Here is a 19,158-nt window from a genome sequence, read left to right as displayed (position 1 = left end):
TCCGTCTTTAGCGGATGCCCTCGAAAGGACCGCGATAGCGAACCGAGTTGACCTCGAATTTCGCCGCGAACCGTCGCTCCTGGGGTATGGGGTCACAGAGGGTGTAGCCTACGAAGGGGCCCTTGAATTCCTCGGCGACGTAGAAGGTTGCGCTGTTTCTCATCGTGGTTATGGTCATGATCGACACTCCTTTTCTAGTTTTGATTCTCCTGTTTTTTGCTTTTCTTCCTTTTCGTGCGTCGGTAATAAAAAAAGAGCGAGGTCCTCTAAGAGGGCCCCGCTCTCGGCAGATCGTCGTCACATGGCGACAACGGCACCGGGAGGAGCCCCGCAGCCGATAATTAGGACGACTATCATGACGACTATTGATATGTTAAAACTTCTTCTTGTCATCTCGGGTTCCTCCTCTCCGATTATTGTCTGAAAAGTTTTGGTTATTCTATCTCCGGTTCTCGGACCTGTCAAGTGGCTAACGGAAAAAATGTATGGCCGGGCGAGACAGGGCGGAGCCGAAACGACCTCTCCGAGGAAACTCGGACGTGAGTTTGAAGATGTACCCTGCTAGGAACAGTTGTGATTTTCTATCTTACCCTCTCGATGATATACTCTCGTTAAGGATAAACGAGGTTTCCTAAAACGGCGTTCGTGAGCTTTTGATATGGAGGATTGAGCATGATTACTTTGGTCGGTATGGATAGCGAGAGTATAAAGGCCAAAAGAGGCCGAGTGATGATCGTAGGTGTCTGTCTCTTTCTGTTGGGGGCTCTGGCTGTGTCCATGCCCTTCATGGCTTCGCTGGCGGTGGAGACGTTGGTGGGATGGCTCATGGTCTCCGCTGGTGTCGTCCAGGCCGTCAGCGGATACAGGGAGAGACGGCAGGGCCGTAGCGGAGCAGGGGATTTCCTGTGGGCCCTGCTGGCCGCTATGACAGGGATAATACTTTTGGCCAAGCCCCTGAGCGGCGTGGTTACCCTGACCATGATCCTGAGCGTCTACTTTGTCCTCGAGGGAGTCTTTAAGGTCTTCACCGCCCTTAAGCTCAGAGGGCTCGTAGGATGGGGCTGGCTCTTGGTCAGCGGTGTCCTGTCGCTCTTCCTGGCGGGGCTGATCTGGCATAACCTTTTCGCCGCGGCCTGGGGAGTCGGGCTTCTGGTCGGTATAAACCTGCTCTTCACCGGGGCGACCTTGTTCTCCCTCGGATTGAGACTTGGAAAGGAGCCTTCCTAGAATGAGACTTCTGACCAGAAGCGACTTCGACGGCCTGATGTGTGCCGTGCTTTTGAAGGAGATGGGGGTTATGGACGAGAGAAAGTTCGTCCATCCCAAGGACATACAGGATGGATTGGTGGAGGCCGACGAGAACGACGTTCTGGCCAATGTTCCCTATCTTCCGGGATGCGGTCTGTGGTTCGACCATCACGCCTCCGAGGTGGAGAGGGAGGAGATGTTCCGCCACCACTGGGAGGGGGCCTGCGATCCGGGTGCCAAGAGCTGCGCCAGGGTCATCTTCGATTATTACGGTGGAGCGGAGGGCCCGCTCGCCAGGCTTAGCTATCTGGTGGACGTGGCGGACAAGGCGGATTCTGCGGACTTCTCCAGGGAGGAGATACTGAATCCGGAAGGGTGGGTCCTTCTGTCCTTCGTTATGGATCCCAGAACCGGCCTGGGCCGTTTCAGAGACTACAGAATATCGAATTACCAGCTCATGGACGACTTGGTCGAATATCTGAGAAACCACGACATAGACGAGATACTGTCCCTGGAGGACGTCAGAGAGAGGGTCGTCCGCTACAGGAGACATCAGCCTCTTTTCAGGGAGATGCTCACCAAAAAGAGCAGAGCTGAGGGAGACGCCATAGTCATAGATTTCGTCGGTAACGACGAGGCCTACGTCGGCAATCGTCATATAGAGTACGCCCTTTACCCCGATCAGAACATCTCCGTCCGGCTCTTCGACGGCAAGAACGCCGAATTCTGCGTGATATCGTTGGGACACTCCATCTTGAACAGGACTTCCTCGGTGGACGTGGGGAAACTGATGCTCCGTTTCGGAGGGGGAGGTCACTTCAGGGTGGGCACCTGTCAGATTCCCTACGAGGATCGCCACAGGGTTCTGGAGGAGATTCTCGAGGAGATCAACGACGGCAGTTCCACTTAGAGATATCCTTAAAAAGATTCGTAAAAGTTTTGTCCAGGGAGACGGCTGAAAAGCCGCCTCCTTTTTTACTTTGCCGTCATCTTGTCGTTACATCCCCGACATCCTAGTCCTGTACCCTCTGAATGGAGGTGGTATCGGTGTCTGGAGCGACTATATTGGAGGTGTTTCCGTCTTACGCTTTGGAGGAAATCCTCCGTCGAGACGGGGTGAAGACGGTGTTTCAGCCTGTGGTGGATCTTTTCGGTGCCAAAATATGGGGCTACGAGGCCCTTTCCAGGGGTATTCCCCCGATGGATTCACCGACGGAGCTTTTCGATGCCGCCGACCGGTTCGGGAAGCTCTGGGAGCTGGAGCAGATGTGTCGTGACAGGGCGATGGACCGTATGTCCTCCGTGATAGACTCGGAGGATAAGAGATTTTTCATAAACGTGACCCCTACGGTGTTTCTGGACGATCGTTTTCCCGAGAGCTTCAACGGTTTCGTAGTGGAGCGTTGCGATATAAGCGCGTCCAGAGTGGTAATAGAGTTGACCGAACGGGAAGAGGTCTCGGATTACGGCAAACTCTCCCGTCGGGTGGAGGGCATGAAGGAGCAGGGATTCCGGATAGCCATAGACGACATGGGGTCGGGTCACTCCGGGCTTCTCATGTTGGCCTCCTGCATACCGGACTACATAAAGCTGGACATGGGGCTGGTCCGGGATATCCACGAGGAGCCGAGAAAACAGCATATAGTCCGCTCCCTCATAGGCCTGGCATCACAGGTGGAGTCTAGGATAGTCGCCGAGGGGGTGGAGACCTGGGAGGAACTGGAGACTCTCATGAGACTGGGTATAAGGTTCGTCCAGGGCTTCCTGTTCGCCTTGCCCTCGGAGGGACCGGCGGAGCTGTCCGACGAATTCAGGGAAAGGGTACAGTCCATATGGAAGGAGCTACAGCAGAGGGAGGGAGAGAACCTGGACGGACTGCTCTCTCTCACCACCAGGGCCAAGGCTATGCAGAAAAACGAGTGTTCCTGCAAGGAACTTTGGTATCTGATGAAGAACACCGCCGAGTTCGACCACGTGGTGGTCCTGGACGGGGCGAAGCCGGTGGGACTGATAACTAGAAACGACTTCGCCGCAAAGATGGGTGGGGCCTACGGTTTCCATCTCTTCCAGAACCGACCTATAGAGGAGGCGGCGAAGAGGAACTTTTTGTCGGTGAGCCACAGTTGTTCGGTCCGTCTTCTGTCCCGGCTGGCCATGGAGAGGTGTCCCGAGGATATCTACGATCCCGTGGCAGTGGTGGACGCCAGAGGCGGCTATCTCGGGACGGTCACAATGAAGCAGGTGATAGCCCGTTCCGCCGAGATAGAGGTTCGTCAGGCCCTGACCTGCAATCCCCTGAGCGGCCTTCCCGGAAACCAGGACATCCAGCGCTGGATATCCTGCGCCCAGCAGGGGGGAGGGGCCTTCTCTCTGATCTACGCCGACCTGGATCGCTTCAAGGAGTACAACGATACCTACGGATTCGTCGAGGGGGACGAGCTGATAAAGCTCACGGCCTCGGTTCTTCAGGAGGGGCTTATGGAGCTGGGATGCCGGGCCATGGTGGGGCACGTGGGAGGCGACGATTTCGTCGCGGTTATCTCCGGGCCTCTGCCGGAGGACTATCTCGATGCCATCTGCAGGGAGTTCGACCGCCGCAAACTCGTTCACTTTAAGGACGAGGACGTTCGGACCGGAGGGTATAGCTCCACCGATAGAAAGGGGGAGGTCTGTCGGGTCCCTCTGGTAACCCTCAGCCTGGCGGTGTTGGACAGCGACAGATTGGGTGACTCCCTCCATCCGGCGAGGATCGCCGAGATAGCCGCATCTCTGAAGCACATGGCCAAACGACGCACCTCCGAGCTGGGCAAGAGCGCCTGGGTTCAGGAGAGGCGATCCTATAGCACCTCCGAAGGGTAGGTTTTCCGATATGTCCCTGAGAAAAAAGCTGGTCTTTCTGGTGATAGCCATATGCGTCGCCATGGCCGGTCTGTCTCTGCTCTCCTCAAGAGGGGCCAGGGCGACCGTATCGGACCTTCTGGACGGAGGGCAGAACAGGGAGAGCAGGAGCTCCGCCGCGGCGGTGGCCAACTGGCTGAGGTCCATGGAGAACGTCCTGACCACCGGGAGCAGAAACCTGTCCTTCATGATAGAGGACCTGGGGCTTCTTCCCGGAACCGCCGGGAACTACATGAGAAACCTGACTGAGACCTCTCTTTCCATGGGGCTTTCCGACATCTACCTGGCCCTTCCCAGCGGTCGTTTCATGGACGGGAACATGTGGTTCCCCGAGGAGGACGATTACGATCCCAGGGCGGAGGGGTGGTATAGAAGAGCCGAGGAAGAGGGAGCCATGGTGCTCTCGTCCCCCTGGATCTCCCCCAGATCGGAGGAGCCTGTCATGACGCTCTCTCTGCCGGTCTACTCTCTGTACCAGGAGGGGCGGCTGCTGGGGGTGATGGGAGCGGATATTCCCGTGTCCTCCTTCGTCTCGGAGATAGATTCTCTCTCCTCCGATGGGGCGGTTATACTGACGGCGCTGGACGGAGGGGTCTTGGCGGACAACCTTGACGACGGCGAAAGGGAGTCCATGGCGGCGGTATTCGACGCGATCGAGGAGGGAAGTTTGGACGAGGTCCCGGTCAGGACCGTGGACATCGCAGATAGCCGTTACAGAGTGCTCTCCTTCCCTCTTCCCAAGGGACTCTTTCTCTCCCTGGCCTCGGACGAGGCCTCTCTGCTGGCCCCTCTCAGGAGAATCGAGAGAGGTCAGACGGCTCTGGTGGCCATAGCGTTCGTCCTGGTGTCTCTGGTCATGTGGCTGTTCTGTCGGAGCTTTATGAGTCGCATCGCCAGGCTCACTTCCGTGGCCGAGGCGGCTATCGGAGGGGATCTCACCGTCTGCTGCGCCATGGCCGGACGGGACGAGCTGGCCCGGGTCGGCATGGCTATGGATGGCCTGGTGGACTTTCAGAGGACGGTGCTCCAAACCCTGAGGGACGGAAACGGCAGCATACTGTCCAGCTCTTCCGGGTTGGGACAGGTGGCGGGCAGAATAGAGAACGTCTCCGCCGGGTTGCAGGAGGCCAGCTCGATATTGACCGAGGCCATGAACGATAGCATCGAGGCGGTCAAGGCCGCCGAGGAAGGGGCTGCCTCTGTCACCGAGGGAGCTCTCCATGTGGCTTCTTTGGTGGAGGAGGCAAAGAGAAGCTCGGACAGGACTCTGGGAGAGGTCCGAAAGGCCACGGAGCTGGCCCGCCAAAACGGCGGAGGCATGGCCTCCCTGGCCGAGGATTTCGCCTCCGTGTCGTCCGTGGCGGGGAGGCTGAGAGAGGGAGCCTCCGGCATAGAGTCCTTCGTCACCACCATAGGGAACATAGCGGAGCAGACCAACCTGCTGGCACTGAACGCGGCCATAGAGGCGGCCCGGGCCGGAGAGTCCGGCAGAGGTTTCGCCGTGGTCGCCCGTGAGGTCAGAGATCTCTCCGAGGAGAGTCGAGCCGCTGTGACCAGAATAAGAGCTCTTTCCGATTCGGTCGTCTCCGACGTCACGGAGTTGGGAGGGATCGCCTCCGAGGGCGACGAGGCGGTTAAGGCGAACCAGAGCAGGTCGGAGAATCTCTATCTGGCGTTGGAGGCCATAGAGGCGGAGGCGGTGGACGTAAGCGAGAAGGCCGCAGGAGTGCTGGAACGGTCGGAGAACCAGACGAGACACAACGGCGAGGTCTCCGCCATGCTGTCCAGTCTCTCCGAGATGGCCGCCAAGGCTGCTCTGAGAGCGGGAGAGCTGGAGGATTCCGTGACGTCCCTCCTGGATGGAGTGGCGGGGCTTGGCAGGGAAAACCGAACCCTCGTCGACCTGGCGGGACGACAGGAGGCCCTTATAGACCGTCATCGACTCTAGCTGCGACGAATGTTTCGAATCTTGAGTCTTTTATCCCCCCCTTGTCGTATAATGGTAACCGTGGTATCGTCTCATCCAACAATGAAATAAGCTGTTTATCCAGAGTCGGGGGAGAGAGTCAGCTCGCAGATCCCGCACCAACCTGCTTTGCGGCAAGGTGGTCCTGCTGACATCGATGAGGAGCGACGGTCCTTTAAAAGGCCTTCCCATCGGGAAGGCCTTTTTTCATGGACCGTAAAATATCCTTGAGGAGGCGTTTTCACCATGAAGAGAATCGTGTTTTTGGCGGCTTCGGTCCTGATCGCCGGGCTGATCCTGTCCGGTCCGGCAGTTGCCGGGACCTTGGTAGTAGGGGCTACTCCGTTACCGCACTCGGAGCTTCTGGAGCTGGTGAGGGGGGATCTCGCAGAAAAGGGCGTCGATCTGAAAATAGTTGAGTTCACCGATTACGTCAGGCCCAACATGGCCCTGGACGAAGGGTCGTTGGACGCCAATTTCTTCCAGCATCTGCCCTATCTGGAGGGGTTCGCCAGGGATCACCGCCTGGATCTCGTATCCGCCGGATCTGTCCACGTGGAACCTCTGGGTCTCTACTCGGAAAAGCACGGCTCTGTAAACGAACTTCCAGACGGGTCCGTCATAGCGATCCCCAGCGACAGCGTCAACGGAGGCCGCGCTCTGCTGCTGCTTCAGTCCGAGGGGTTGATCTCCCTCTCCGATTCCGCCGGGCTGGAGGCCACCGAGTTCGACGTGGAGGACAACCCCAAGAATCTCCGTTTTCGTCCCATCGAATCGGCTCAGCTTCCTCGGGTCCTTCCCGACGTGGACGGGGCGGTCATAAACGGAAACTACGCCATGGAGGCCGGTCTTAAACCCACCGAGGACGCTCTCTTGCTGGAGGGAGCCGATTCTCCCTACGCCAATATAGTGGCGGTAAGGGCCGACGATGCCGACAGGAAAGACGTGAAGGCACTGGTGGAGGCTCTCCAGAGCGACAAGGTACGGGATTTCATACTCGAAAACTACGGAGGAGGGGTCGTTCCCGCCTTCGGACCGGGCAAGTAAGCCGGTGAAGAGGAGGGTGGAGTCGGTCTAGACCACTCCACCCTCCTCTTCCACGATATCGAGTTCCCTTTGCCCATGTCCATCCGTCTTCCCGCTTTTATCAAGGCTTCGGATATGGAGTCAAGCTCCGGAAGATGATCCAGTTCCAACCTGGTCTTGCCCGGATAGAGCCTGTAGTGATCTCGATAGCGAGGCGGAGTTATGTTGGGCATGAGGACGTTAGCTCCGGCTGCAAGCATGGCCTCCCGTCCTCCGGGAGACAGGGAACCGGCGGCGGTGGTTGCCGGTATGTTGGTGTCGGGCAGCATCAGCCTGAGCATAGCGGTCAGCCTGACCGTCTCCTCCATGGACCCGGACGGACAGTGGGCCAAGGGGGTCTCGGGGTTGGCTATGAAGGGCCCTATCCCCACCATGTCCAGGTCGAGGTCCCTGCACAGGGTCAGATTCCCCCGGCTTATCTCCTCGGTCTCGCCGGGCAGTCCCACCATGAAGCCCGAGCCCAGCTCGATACCGGCCTCCCTCAGGTCGATCAGGGCTTTTAGGCGTTCCGAGAGGGAAACCCCGTCCCTGAGCAGTCTGTGGAGCTCGCCGTCGCAGGTCTCGAACCGCAGAAGATAGCGGTCCGTTCCGGCGGAGGCGAGGGCTCGATAGTCCTCTCTCTCCATGATGCCGCAGCTCAGAGTTACCGCCGCCTCCGGAGCCCGTCTTTTTATGTCCTCCACGGTACGGCAGAGCCTCAAGGCGGGCCATGCCGGGTCCTCTCCTCCCTGAAGGACGAAGGTCCTTATCCCGGCCCGGTATCCCTGGTTCACCGAGGCGAAGATCTCCTCTTCGTCCAAACTGTATCGACGGACCCGGCTGTTGTCCCTTCTGAGGCCGCAGTAGAGACAGTTCTGGCGGCATCGGTTTGTGAATTCAAGTAGACCGCGGATCCACACTCCGTCGCCGTAGCGGTTCTTCCTGACGAGGTCGGCCTGACCTATCAGGGTTGTTTCGTACGTTTTCTTCAGCACGACGCGCCTCTGTAGAGAGCGTGTTCCACCGGGAAAGGCTCGAGTGCTCTCGGCAGGAGTCCGTTGCCCCAGGCGAGGAACAGGCCGTAGTTCGTCCCCGGTACGTTCGCCTCCTTCAGCAGCGATATCCGTCTCATCATGTCTCTTCTGGTGACCATGCAGCCGGCGCAGTTGATCACGAAATCGTAGCCGCTAAGTTCCCGGGGGGAGGGGATGTCCTGTTTTAGCTCGAAGGATACGTCGGGGCGGACCTTCTTTCTAAATATGTTCGGTATCTTCACGGTCCCTATGTCGTCGTTCATCCTGTGATGTCTGCAGGCCTCCAACACCAGGACCCTGCCTCCCGAAGGTATCTCGTCCAGCCTGGTCAGTCCCTCCACGAAGAAACCCAGGTCTCCCTTTTTTCTGGCGAAAATTATTGAGAACGACGTGAGCAGCTGGTCGCTCGGAAGGGTGGCTCCGACCTCGGCGAATGCCTGACTGTCCGTCACCACCAGGGCGGGGCGGTCCTTGAGGCCCAAGTAGCAATCGTTCAGTCTCTTCTCCGTGCAGATCGCCATGGTGCAGTCCTTGTCCAGAATATCCCTTATGGTCTCCACCTGAGGCAGTATCATTCTGGCCTTCGGAGCGGATTCGTCTATAGGGGTGACCAGCAGCACGGTCTCTCCCGCCTGTACCAGTCCCTCCAACGGGGTTATCTCCCTCTCTATATGGTCGGAAAAGCGTTGAAGAGCCTTGTCCAGGTCCTCCAGTCCGAACCCCGATCGGTTGTCCACGGCTATCCTCCTGAAACCAGGTGCGAAGCGCCGCTTTTCGTCGCATAAGCCGGAGTCGGCGAAGGTAAGCACCGTCAGGCAGGGCAGGTTCCGACGTCTCAATTTCTCGACCGCGGTCTCCTCTTTCGCCGTAGGGGGGACGTCTCCCCTGGTGACGAACAGGACTATGTCCGCCGTTTCCAGTTTGCGTTCGCTTCTCTCGACCCTCATGGATCCGAGCTCGTCGTCGAAGTCGTCGAATCCGGCGGTGTCGACCACCGAAACCGGGCCCAGAGGCCCCATCTCCATGGCGTGGACCACGGGATCGGTGGTGGTTCCCGGCCGGTCCGACACTATGGACGCCGAGGTGCGAAGCAGGTTGTTGGTCAGGGAGGACTTGCCGCTGTTTCTAAGTCCGTAGATCACCAGGGTCAGTCTCTCCGCCTTGGGGGTGTTCAGCATGGGAGCCCTCCTCTCACAGGTAGCGACGGATATCTTCCCGGTCCTTCCTCTTCTTCGGCCTCGGCCTGTCGTCGGGCCATCCGACCGTCAACATGACGTCCAGCCGCGAGGTTTTCGGAAGTCCGAGGGCCGATTTGACCGCCTTTTCGTTGAACCAGCCTATCCAGCAGGTGCCGAGTCCCAACTCCGCCGCCTTGAGGGTCAGGTGGTCCACCGCTATGGCTACGTCCATGGTCTCGTACCTCACGTTCCGGACCATCCCGGCGAGCCACGGGGCGGTCTTCTCCCGTTTCAGGGTCTCCACCGCCACTATGACCGGGGCCTCCTGGACGAAACGGTTCAACCCTCTGCCGTATATCCCCGAATTCATGGCGTCCGCAACCGCGTTTTTAGCCTTCTCCGATCGACATACGTGAAAAAACCAGGGCTGGGAGTTGCAGGCGCTGGGGGCCATTCGGGCCGCGTCCAGACAGGCCTCGAGGATTTCCTCAGAGACGGGGTCGGGGCTGTATTTTCTGACGCTCCGTCTCCCGATAATCAGGTTGTCAATCATGGCCCTTCGGTTCCTCTCCGAGCCACCGGGAGATGGCCGCCTTTACCGATCTCGACATCTCGAAGGAGAAGGGTGCGCCGTTTTTTCGAAGGTACATTTTCTGCGCTCCGTTTTCCGCAGGGGCGCCGATCTTCGTTATGGACCACAGTTGTCTGTTCCCTTCCATTATGTCGAAGACTTTTTCGTCCGCCTTTTGGTAGACGTTTCTGTGGACGACGATCTCCATCGGAAGTCGCCCTCTTCGTGCAGGCCGTTCTCCGTCGGGATAGTGGCCGTAACATACCAGAGCGATCGGAAAGGTCCATCTGGGAAGCTCGAAGATGTCCCTGTGTCTCTCGTAGTTTTCCATGATATCGCCTATATAGCACGATCCTATTCCCAGGCTTTCGGCCGCTATTACCGAGTTCTGTGCGGCTATAAGGGCGTCGCAGCAGCCGAGCATAAGGTCCGACTCCTCGGGCTCCCGCCAGTTCAGTCCGTGCTCGTCGCACATTTTCGGCACCCCTCCGTGGACGAAGAAATCGTGCCATCTCTGCTGATCGGCCAGAAAAAGCAGCACCAGAGGCGCCTTGGCTATGAAGGACTGACCGTCGCAGGTCTCGACCAGACTTTCCTTTAGCGCTTGATCGGTTATCTCGATTATGGAGTAGAGCATCATGTTTCCCGCCGTGGGAGCCGCCATAGCCGCCGATAATATGGAGAGACGTTCCTCCTCGGAGATCGGACGATCCGCATAACGGCGCAGCGATGTCCTGGTTTGCAGTGTTTTTTCCGTGGCGTTCATCTTTATACCTCCTTTTCGTTGAGCAGGAGCATAATGTATCCGGCGGCCTTTGGGCCGCCGGAGTGTATTTTGTCAGATCTTATGACGTTTGAAGTAGTGCGTGTGGAGAAGGTGATGTGATTTCTCTCCCAGCGGTTTGCCGAGATATTCCTCGTAAAGCGCCTTGATGGAGGGATTTTCGTGGGATTTACGTATCGGCTTGCCCTGGTCCTCCCTGTAGAGCGCCTCGGCCCTCTTAGCTATTATATCCATGTTCCCGTGATGGTAGGGCTGTCCTCCGCCGCCTACGCAGCCTCCGGGGCATGCCATTATCTCTATGGCGTGGAACGGTTCGACCTCGTTGTTTTTCACCGCGTCCAGAAGTCGTCTAGCGTTGCCGAGTCCGTGGGCTATACCGATGTGAAGGGTCAGATCTCCCACGGGGATTTTTGCCTCTCTGCACCCTTCCAGTCCTCTGAGGACCTCGAACTCGACCCTGTCCAGGCTATGCCCGGTGGCCCATTCGGCGGCGGATCGTACCGCGGCCTCTATGACGCCTCCGGTGGTGCCGAAGATTACGGCGGCTCCCGTGGACGCTCCCAGCGGATCGTCGAAGTTCTCGTCCGGCAGGTTGCGGAAGTCTATGTTGGCCCTCTTTATGAGATGTGCCAGTTCCCTCGTTGTGATCGATATATCCACGTCGGGATTGCCGTTTACGGAGAACTCCTCGCGGGCGCATTCGTATTTTTTCGCTAGACAGGGCATGATGGATACCACGACCATCTTTTCCCTGGGGATCTCCAGCTTCTCGGCGTAGTAGCTCTTGGCTATTGCGCCGAACATCTGCTGAGGCGACTTAGCCGTCGAAGGCACGTCCAGAAGATCGGGGTACTGATGCTCGAAGAACTTGACCCACGCGGGGCAGCAGGATGTCAGTATGGGAAGCCGGACGGATGTGTCGCCTTCAAGATGTCTCGTGAGTCTGTCCAGGAACTCGCTGGCCTCCTCCATGATGGTGAGATCCGCGGCGAAGTCGGTGTCGAATACGTGGTCGAATCCCAGCCTTCGAAGCGATGCTGCCATCTTGCCTGTTACCAGAGTGCCCGGTTCGTATCCGAATTCCTCGCCGAGGGCGGCCCGTACCGCCGGAGCGGTCTGGACGACCACTACTTTTTCCGGGTCGGCCAGAGCTTCGATAACCCTCCAGGTATAGTCTCTCTCCACGAGGGCTCCTGTGGGACATACGGCCACGCACTGTCCGCAGAAGGTGCAGACCGACTCTTCCAGAGGCATCTCGAAGGCCGGAGCCACAACGGCGTCGAATCCCCTGTTTATTCCCGAGAGGGCTCCGACCGTCTGTACCTCGTTGCACATGGTCTCGCAGCGGCGGCACATTATACACTTGTTCATGTCCCTCTCTATGGCGGGAGATACGTCCTTACGGTAGGTGCTCTGGGAGCCTTCCTCGAAGCGGTTCTCCCTGAGTCCGAACCGCTCGGCCAGTTTTTGAAGCTCGCAGTTTCCGCTTTTTGCACAGACCAGGCAGTCCTTGGGATGATCGGAAAGAAGAAGCTCCAGTACGGTCTTTCTGGCATGGAGGACCCTGATTGTGTTGGTGCGGACCACCATGCCGTCGGTGGCCGGCGTCGCGCACGAGGGGGCCAGGTTCCGTCTTCCTTCCACCTCCACCACGCATATTCGGCAGGAGGCCCCCTTGTTCACCATAGGTGTTCCCTCCAGGTCCAGATGGCAGAGAGTAGGTATGTCTATGTCCAGTTTCTTGGCGGCGTCCAGTATGTTGCTCCCCTCGGGGACCGAAACGGAACGTCCGTCCACGGTGAGATCTATCATCTTGGTCATATCGTCCACTTCCCCCCGGTTATATCTTGGAGATGGCACCGAACTTGCAGGTGTCCATACAGGCTCCGCATTTCACGCATCTGTCCTGGTCTATAACGTGAATTTCCTTGATCGACCCGGAGATGGCGTCGGCGGGGCATTTCCTGGCGCACATGGTGCATCCCCTGCAGAGATCTGGGTCTATCCGGTAGGAGATCAGCTTGCGGCATTTCCCCGACGGGCAGCGACGTTCCTCCACGTGAGCCACGTATTCGTCCCAGAACTTATCCAGCGTGGACAGAATGGGGTTGGGGGCGGTCTGCCCGAGGCCGCAAAGGGACGTGTCCTTTATGACTCCCGAAAGATCCTTCAAGGTCTTGAGGTCTTCGGGGGTACCCTTGCCCTCCGTTATTTTCTCCAGTATCTCGAGAAGCCTTTTATTACCTACACGGCAGGGAGTGCACTTTCCACAGGATTCCTCGACTGTGAATTCCAGATAAAACTTGGCCACAGCCGGCATGCAGTCGGTCTCGTCCATGACGATCATTCCTCCGGAGCCCATCATGGATCCCGCCGCCAGAAGGTTGTCGAAATCTATAGGCGTGTCCAGGTCCTGCTCCGTAAGGCAGCCGCCAGAGGGGCCTCCGGTCTGTACGGCCTTGAATCTCTTGCCTCCCCTGATGCCTCCTCCTATGTCGAAGATGACCTCTCTCAGAGTCGTTCCCATGGGAACCTCCACGAGACCGACGTTGTTGACCTTGCCGGCCAACGCGAAGACCTTGGTCCCGGGGCTTTTCTCGGTGCCTATGGAGGAGAACCAATCGGGGCCCTTGAGGAAGATCGCCGGAACGTTGGCGAAGGTTTCGACGTTGTTCACGTTGGAAGGTTTGCCCCAGAAGCCTTTTTCCGCGGGGAACGGCGGCTTGCTGGTTGGTTCTCCTCTTTCTCCCTCCATGGAATGGATAAGGGCGGTCTCCTCTCCGCAGACGAAAGCACCTGCTCCGTAGCGAATGTCGATGTCGAAGGAGAACTCGCTGCCCAAAATGTTCTTGCCCAACAGTCCGGTCGATCTGGCGGACTCGATAGCCCCGCGAAGTCTCTTTACCGCCAGAGGATACTCTGCTCTGATGTAGACAAGTCCTTTGTCGGCGCCTATGGCGTAGCCGCATATGGACATGGCCTCCACTATCGAATGGGGGTCTCCCTCCAGTATTGATCGGTCCATGAAGGCCCCTGGGTCTCCCTCGTCGGCGTTGCAGATGACGTACTTTCCCTGTTCTGAAGAATATCGGGATGCGAACTCCCACTTAAGACCCGTCGGGAAACCGCCGCCGCCTCTTCCCCGAAGTCCCGAACTTTTTACCTTGTCTATGACCTCGGCGGGAGTCAGCGTCTCCAGTATCGTGCCGAGTGCCATATATCCGTCTCTGGCTATGTATTCGTCTATGTTCTCCGGATCTATAAAACCGCAGTTTCTGAGGGCTACCCTCATCTGTTTTTTGTAGAAGTCCATGTGTTTAGAGTCGGAGATGTGCTCCGACGTTTTGGGATCTACGTATAGAAGCCTGGGAACCTTGCGTCCCTTGACGATGTGTTCCTCCACGATCTCCTCCACGTCTTCTGGCGTCACCTGCACGTAGAAAGTGTTGTCCGGAGCTATCTTTACGATAGGTCCCTTTTCGCAGAAACCGAAACATCCGGAGACGATTACCTTGACCTCCTGGTCCATACGGCGTTCCTCGAGGCATCGTCGAAAGTTATCTATGATCTCCTGGCTCTTGGACGACATGCAGCCCGTTCCTCCGCAGACCAGGACATGCATCTTGACATCGGTCATGAAATGCTCCCCCTCTCGCCGGAACGGCTATTCGTGAATCGTCTTATATGCTACGGGGATTACCCCGTCCACCAGTTCGCCCTCGACTATGTAGCGCTCGACTATCTCGGAGATCCTGTTCCCCGAGACATCGCCGAAGACAACCGGATCCTGTCCGGGGAGGGTGATCTCCACTGTGGGCTCGCTGTGGCAATACCCCATGCATCCGGTCTGGGTGAATACCACGTTATCTATTCCTCTGGACGTCACCTCTTCCATGAGGCCGTCGAGGGTCTCTCTCGCTCCAGCGACTATGCCGCAGGTCCCCATGCTGACCTTAACCTGGACGAGTTTCTCTATCTCCTGTCCCTTTTCTCTAAGTTCCGTGGCTGATTTCATCTGTGCTCTGATTTTTTTGAGCTCGTCCAGAGATTTTATGGTGCTCATTCGGTTCCCCCCCGTCCTACTCGGCGTATTCCGCCAGTATGCCGGCTATCTTGCCGGGCTCCACTCTGCCGTAGACTTTTTCTCCTACGATTACAACAGGGGCCAGCCCGCAGGCACCTACACATCTGAGAGTGTCCAGAGAAAACTTGCCGTCCTCCGATACTCCCCCTACTGATATGCCCAGCTGTCTGGTGAGTTCGGTTAGGACCTCCTCGGCTCCTCTGACGTAGCAGGCTGTTCCCATACAGACCGATATGGGATATCTGCCCTTAGGGGTCATCGAAAAGAAGGAGTAGAATTTGACAACTCCGTAGACTTTGGCGAGAGGCAGGTCCAGCCTGTCAGCCACGAATTCCTGAACTTCCTTAGGCAGGTAGCCGAAAATGGATTGAGCCTTGTGAAGGACCGTTATCAGCTCGCCTTTCTTGTTCGGCAGGGAATCTACGAACGCCCCAAGCTCGTCGAATCCCTTGTGTGTGGTGCAAGTGCATTTGTCCATGAACTTTCCTCCCCTTCCGTGTTTGCGGAAAAACTGGTGACGCGAGAAAGGTGCTACGCATGTAGGATATCATAACACCCGGATAGTGAACGAACAAACGTGTATATAAAATACGCGTCAATTTGCTTGCGAGGGGATCAATCTTTTTCTGTACCTGGCCAAAAGCCACATGGTCAACGCTGCGGAGGCTACGTCGGCGGTAGGGTAAACCAGGAATACGCCCAACAGCCCCAGATAGGGCGGCAGTATCAGGGCAAGGGGGATCAGGAGGAGCACCTGCCGACTCAGGGACAGCACCATGGACGGTCTGGAGAAGCCCAGCGACTGGAAGGTGGCGGTCCCTATTATCTGAAAGCCCACGACGAAGTACATCGATATAGCCACCCTGATGAAACTTTTAGTGGTGTCTATCAGGGCGGGAGAGTCGGTGAAAACCCTCACCAGAGGTCCCGGTATGGTCAGAAGTAGAGCCGAGGTTGCCAGGGATATTATCGAAGCCGAGATGAGCCCCATTTCCACCGCTTTTTTGGCCCTCAAGTTGTCTCCCGCGCCGTAGGCGTAACCGACTATGGGCTGAAGGCCCTGGGCTATTCCGAAGATGGGCATTATGCTAAGGCTCAGCATCTTCTGGACGATCCCCTGGGCCGCCATGGCGTCGGTGCCTCCGTAGAAGCTGAGGCGGTTCAGGATGAGAACTCCCGCCACAGACTGGGCCGATAGCCTGGCGAACTCGGACCCCCCGACTGTCATGATCTCTTTCAGTATGGACCATCGAGGTCTCAAATTGGAGGTGTGCAGTCTGACGGAGCTTCTGCCGGGAACCAGATAGTGGGCTATGGCCCACACGAAGGTTACCCCCTGGGCTATGACCGTGGCGATGGCCGCTCCCGTCACCCCCATTTTCAATACGAAGATGAATATAGGGTCCAGAGCGATGTTCGTGACCGCCGAGAGGATCAGTGACATCATGGCGACCTTGGCGCTGCCCTCGGATCTTATTACGCAGTTCATCGTCATCCCGCAGACCAACAGGGAGGACCCAAGAAATATGGTTCCCAGGTAGTCTCGAATCAACGGAGCCAGCTCCGACGGAGCGCCGGTCAGGGCCACCAGTGTCGGCATAGAAAGCCTTCCTGCAGCGGAGACGAAGAGCCCCGCCACCATTGCCATGAAGAAGGCGTTTCCCAGGGCGGTCTCCGCTCGTTCGCTGTCTCCGGCTCCGAGGGAACGGGATACCAACGACGCCGCACCGACCCCGACCATCATTGCCAGGGCGTGGACTATGAACTGTATTGGAAAGGCCGAAGCTATCGCCCCCAGGCCTAAAGGGCCTACCCCTCTTCCCACGAATATGGTGTCTGCCACGTTGTAGGACGCCATAACCAGCATTCCCGTCATGGCGGGTATGGACAGCTTGGCCAGGAGTCTCCCGACCGGTTCTTTTCCTAAAAACTCGGTCCTGTCCTTCATCGCAGAACCCTCCTCTTATTTTGATATCCCGGGTATTATACACGTTTTTCCCCTCGATCCTCTTGACATTCCTTTACTTTTTGTGGCTCTAATATATAAAGAAGCGGGCTTATATCCGCTCCACGGTCGTTAAGAGGCCCCGATGTGTTACCATATGGTAAAGGTTCGATCCTTATTAGAAAGTCTTAATAGATTGGAAGAGGTGTTGCCAGTGGGGTTCAAGCGGAGTCTACAGCTCAAGATAGTGGCGATGGTACTGACGGTGGTGATCGTGGTGTTCGCCGGAATGATCGGGACCATCTCCTACATGAATCGCAGGGAAAGCATGGTGCAGGCCAGGGAGCTGGCCATGAGCCGTTCGACCGAGTTCGCCAATCAGATGAAACTCCGGTTGGACTCGGGGCTGGAGGTGGCACGGACCCTGGGGCACGTTTTGGAGGGGCTGGTTCGCACCGACGAGGGCAACCGGGAGATGGTTAACAGCATCCTCTCCGAGACCTTGAAGGCCAATCCCGATTTCTTTGGAGTATGGACCTGCTGGGAGCCGGACGCATTCGACGGCCAGGATTACGCCTACGCCTACATAGAGGGACACGACGAGACCGGCCGCTTTATTCCCTATTGGTTCAAGGACGGAGGAGAGGCGAAACTGGTCCCTCTTGAGGGATACGATATCCCCGGAGAGGGAGATTTCTACCTGGTGCCGATGGAGAGAGGAAGGGAGACCATTCTGGAGCCCTTCCAGTACGACACGGGAGACCGAACCGTGACCTTGACCAGCCTCGTAGTTCCTATGGAGATAGATGGGACCAAGGTAGGAGCGGTAGGAGTGGATATCTCGGTAGACTCTCTGAACGGGATCAACGACGAGGTGAGACTCTACGACACCGGCTTCGGACGGCTTATGTCCGCCAAGGGAATCGTAGTGGCCCATCCAGATCACGACAGGATAGGAAAGCCCATAGGCGAGACGGTAGGGGAGAGAGGACCATATTTTCTGAAAAAAATCGCCTCCGGCGATAGCTGGTTCGACGAGGCCTTGTCCGTCTCATTGAACGACATGGTCTATAAGGCGTTCGCTCCGGTGATCGTAGGAGATACCGGCACGCCCTGGAGCTTCGGAGCCGTCATCGGGAAGGGCGAGGTTATGGCGGCCTCCGATCGGATGCTCTATCTTACGTTGGTGATAGCGGCGGCGGGACTCGCCTTAGTCGTTTTGGCCGTGTGGCTGGTGGCGGGAAGGATCGTCCGTCCCCTCAGAAAAATCTCGGAGATGGCCGCTAGAGCTCAGGAGGGCGATCTCACCATGACCAGGGAGGACTTCGGAGTCGACTCGGAGGACGAGATCGGGACCGTCGTGGATGGCCTGTCCGCTATGGTGGCCTCCCAGGCCGAATCGGTGGCCCAGATCGATATGGCGGCCAGGGCGGTGTCCCGTATATCGAAGGAGCTTCTGGAATTGTCCGGCAGGACCAACTCGTCGGTGGAGACGGTTGAGACCGGGCTGAATCAGACCTCCGAGCTCTCCGAATCGAACAGTGCCTCCATAGAGGAGACCACCGCCGGGATAGAGGAGGTCGCCAGCGGAGCCCAGACCATGGCGAAGTCCGCAGCGGACGGAGCCGCTGCGGGACGGGAGGCCGGCGAGACGGCCAGGTCCTCTGTGGACAAGGTGGAGGCTGTGGTAAAGGATCTCTCGGACGTGGAGAGGCAATCGGCCGAGAGCGTAGAGGCCATGGAGGAGCTTGGGGCGGTCGTCAGGGACATCGCCGGATTCGTCGAGACTATAACGGGCATAGCCGATCAGACGAACCTTCTGGCCCTGAACGCTGCCATAGAGGCGGCCAGGGCGGGAGATGCCGGAAGGGGATTCGCCGTCGTGGCTGAGGAGGTCCGTAAGCTGGCGGAGGAGTCCAATTCCGCCGCGGGAGAGGTAGCCAAGCTTATGGAGGGCCTTGAGGCCAACTCCAGACAATCCATATCAGTGACGGAGGAGACCGGCAAGGTCATCACCGACATAGCGGCAAGGGCCAATGAGGCCGGGGCCGACCTGAAGGACTCTCTGGGAAAGATCTCCACGTTCGTGGAGGCCATAGACAACGTGGCGGCCATATCCCAGGAACAGGCGGCCTCCAGTCAGGAGATGGCCTCCGCCATGGACCAGATAACCATGGGGACCACGAAGATAGCCGAGTCCGTCAGGGAGATGACCGAGTCGGCCGGGGAGGCCAGGGAGGTTGCCCAGTCTGTAGCCGAGATGGCGAAGGAGCTGGACCTCCAGGGAGAGGACCTGACCGCCAGGATCGCCCGTTTCAAGGTGAGGGAGGAAAAAGCCATAGTCTCCCGATAGCCGCCGTATAGAAAAGCGGCCGCGGGGGCCCG

16 protein-coding genes are annotated in these 19,158 nt (G+C 57.8%); 6 read left to right on the top strand and 10 right to left on the bottom strand.

The features are described from left to right. Positions 1-7: 7 nt before the first annotated feature. Entirely contained in the window at positions 8-178 is a 171-nt protein-coding gene (locus L2W48_RS08830; RefSeq protein WP_236099835.1) for a hypothetical protein, read from the bottom strand. Positions 179-672: 494 nt separating this feature from the next. Between L2W48_RS08830 and L2W48_RS08825 the strand changes: the two genes are divergently transcribed. The 5 genes from L2W48_RS08825 (at position 673) to L2W48_RS08805 (ending at position 7,159) form a co-directional block, all read left to right on the top strand. Further along, a complete protein-coding gene (locus tag L2W48_RS08825; protein WP_236099834.1) occupies positions 673-1,227 on the top strand; it encodes an HdeD family acid-resistance protein in 555 nt (184 codons plus the stop codon). 1 nt (position 1,228) lies between these two features. Next, on the top strand, positions 1,229-2,158 hold the full coding sequence (locus L2W48_RS08820) for a DHH family phosphoesterase (RefSeq protein ID WP_236099833.1): 930 nt from the start codon (positions 1,229-1,231) through the stop codon (positions 2,156-2,158). 137 nt (positions 2,159-2,295) lie between these two features. Next, positions 2,296-4,107, top strand: a complete 1,812-nt coding sequence (locus tag L2W48_RS08815) for a bifunctional diguanylate cyclase/phosphodiesterase (RefSeq protein ID WP_236099832.1) — start codon at positions 2,296-2,298, stop codon at positions 4,105-4,107. A 10-nt stretch (positions 4,108-4,117) separates the two neighbouring features. Continuing rightward, a complete protein-coding gene (locus tag L2W48_RS08810; protein WP_236099831.1) occupies positions 4,118-6,094 on the top strand; it encodes a methyl-accepting chemotaxis protein in 1,977 nt (658 codons plus the stop codon). A 264-nt stretch (positions 6,095-6,358) separates the two neighbouring features. Further along, entirely contained in the window at positions 6,359-7,159 is an 801-nt protein-coding gene (locus tag L2W48_RS08805; RefSeq protein ID WP_236099830.1) for a MetQ/NlpA family ABC transporter substrate-binding protein, read from the top strand. Here the strand turns inward: L2W48_RS08805 and hydE are convergent. From hydE to L2W48_RS08760, 9 genes are all read right to left on the bottom strand, one after another. Next, positions 7,117-8,172 (bottom strand): [FeFe] hydrogenase H-cluster radical SAM maturase HydE, encoded by a 1,056-nt coding sequence (gene hydE / locus L2W48_RS08800; RefSeq protein WP_236116538.1) that lies wholly within the window; start codon positions 8,170-8,172, stop codon positions 7,117-7,119. The two genes, L2W48_RS08805 and hydE, sit on opposite strands and share 43 nt — an antisense overlap. Next, positions 8,166-9,389, bottom strand: coding sequence for a [FeFe] hydrogenase H-cluster maturation GTPase HydF (gene hydF, locus L2W48_RS08795; RefSeq protein ID WP_236099828.1), 1,224 nt, complete (start codon positions 9,387-9,389; stop codon positions 8,166-8,168). The genes hydE and hydF overlap by 7 nt, the downstream gene beginning before the upstream one ends. 13 nt (positions 9,390-9,402) lie before the next feature. Beyond that, positions 9,403-9,942 carry a nitroreductase family protein gene (locus L2W48_RS08790; protein ID WP_236099827.1) on the bottom strand — a complete coding sequence of 180 codons (540 nt, stop codon included), beginning with the start codon at positions 9,940-9,942 and terminating at the stop codon, positions 9,403-9,405. Further along, entirely contained in the window at positions 9,935-10,726 is a 792-nt protein-coding gene (locus L2W48_RS08785; RefSeq protein ID WP_236099826.1) for a nitroreductase family protein, read from the bottom strand. The genes L2W48_RS08790 and L2W48_RS08785 overlap by 8 nt, the downstream gene beginning before the upstream one ends. 72 nt (positions 10,727-10,798) lie before the next feature. Further along, the gene (locus L2W48_RS08780; protein ID WP_236099825.1) at positions 10,799-12,565 is read right to left on the bottom strand and encodes an NADH-dependent [FeFe] hydrogenase, group A6; all 1,767 of its coding nucleotides are present in this window, start codon (positions 12,563-12,565) and stop codon (positions 10,799-10,801) included. 19 nt (positions 12,566-12,584) lie between these two features. Then, positions 12,585-14,381: an NADH-quinone oxidoreductase subunit NuoF gene (locus tag L2W48_RS08775; RefSeq protein WP_236099824.1), complete on the bottom strand. Its 1,797-nt coding sequence runs from the start codon at positions 14,379-14,381 to the stop codon at positions 12,585-12,587. A gap of 27 nt (positions 14,382-14,408) precedes the next feature. After that, positions 14,409-14,807 carry a (2Fe-2S) ferredoxin domain-containing protein gene (locus L2W48_RS08770; protein WP_236099823.1) on the bottom strand — a complete coding sequence of 133 codons (399 nt, stop codon included), beginning with the start codon at positions 14,805-14,807 and terminating at the stop codon, positions 14,409-14,411. Positions 14,808-14,823: 16 nt separating this feature from the next. Next, positions 14,824-15,306, bottom strand: coding sequence for an NADH-quinone oxidoreductase subunit NuoE family protein (locus L2W48_RS08765; protein WP_236099822.1), 483 nt, complete (start codon positions 15,304-15,306; stop codon positions 14,824-14,826). Between the two features lie 117 nt (positions 15,307-15,423). Continuing rightward, entirely contained in the window at positions 15,424-16,776 is a 1,353-nt protein-coding gene (locus tag L2W48_RS08760; RefSeq protein ID WP_236099821.1) for an MATE family efflux transporter, read from the bottom strand. 211 nt (positions 16,777-16,987) lie between these two features. Between L2W48_RS08760 and L2W48_RS08755 the strand changes: the two genes are divergently transcribed. Beyond that, on the top strand, positions 16,988-19,126 hold the full coding sequence (locus tag L2W48_RS08755; protein ID WP_236099820.1) for a methyl-accepting chemotaxis protein: 2,139 nt from the start codon (positions 16,988-16,990) through the stop codon (positions 19,124-19,126). Positions 19,127-19,158 lie beyond the last annotated feature (32 nt).

Source organism: Dethiosulfovibrio russensis (genome assembly GCF_021568855.1).
Taxonomy (GTDB): domain Bacteria; phylum Synergistota; class Synergistia; order Synergistales; family Dethiosulfovibrionaceae; genus Dethiosulfovibrio; species Dethiosulfovibrio russensis.
This window is presented reverse-complemented; position numbering and strand designations above follow the sequence as displayed.

Coding starts and splice junctions, on each gene's coding strand:
- L2W48_RS08830 (WP_236099835.1), bottom strand. CDS start 178: ATGACCATAACCACGATGAGAAACAGCGCAACCTTCTACGTCGCCGAG.
- L2W48_RS08825 (WP_236099834.1), top strand. CDS start 673: ATGATTACTTTGGTCGGTATGGATAGCGAGAGTATAAAGGCCAAAAGA.
- L2W48_RS08820 (WP_236099833.1), top strand. CDS start 1,229: ATGAGACTTCTGACCAGAAGCGACTTCGACGGCCTGATGTGTGCCGTG.
- L2W48_RS08810 (WP_236099831.1), top strand. CDS start 4,118: ATGTCCCTGAGAAAAAAGCTGGTCTTTCTGGTGATAGCCATATGCGTC.
- L2W48_RS08805 (WP_236099830.1), top strand. CDS start 6,359: ATGAAGAGAATCGTGTTTTTGGCGGCTTCGGTCCTGATCGCCGGGCTG.
- hydF (WP_236099828.1), bottom strand. CDS start 9,389: ATGCTGAACACCCCCAAGGCGGAGAGACTGACCCTGGTGATCTACGGA.
- L2W48_RS08790 (WP_236099827.1), bottom strand. CDS start 9,942: ATGATTGACAACCTGATTATCGGGAGACGGAGCGTCAGAAAATACAGC.
- L2W48_RS08785 (WP_236099826.1), bottom strand. CDS start 10,726: ATGAACGCCACGGAAAAAACACTGCAAACCAGGACATCGCTGCGCCGT.
- L2W48_RS08780 (WP_236099825.1), bottom strand. CDS start 12,565: ATGACCAAGATGATAGATCTCACCGTGGACGGACGTTCCGTTTCGGTC.
- L2W48_RS08775 (WP_236099824.1), bottom strand. CDS start 14,381: ATGACCGATGTCAAGATGCATGTCCTGGTCTGCGGAGGAACGGGCTGC.
- L2W48_RS08770 (WP_236099823.1), bottom strand. CDS start 14,807: ATGAGCACCATAAAATCTCTGGACGAGCTCAAAAAAATCAGAGCACAG.
- L2W48_RS08765 (WP_236099822.1), bottom strand. CDS start 15,306: ATGGACAAATGCACTTGCACCACACACAAGGGATTCGACGAGCTTGGG.
- L2W48_RS08760 (WP_236099821.1), bottom strand. CDS start 16,776: ATGAAGGACAGGACCGAGTTTTTAGGAAAAGAACCGGTCGGGAGACTC.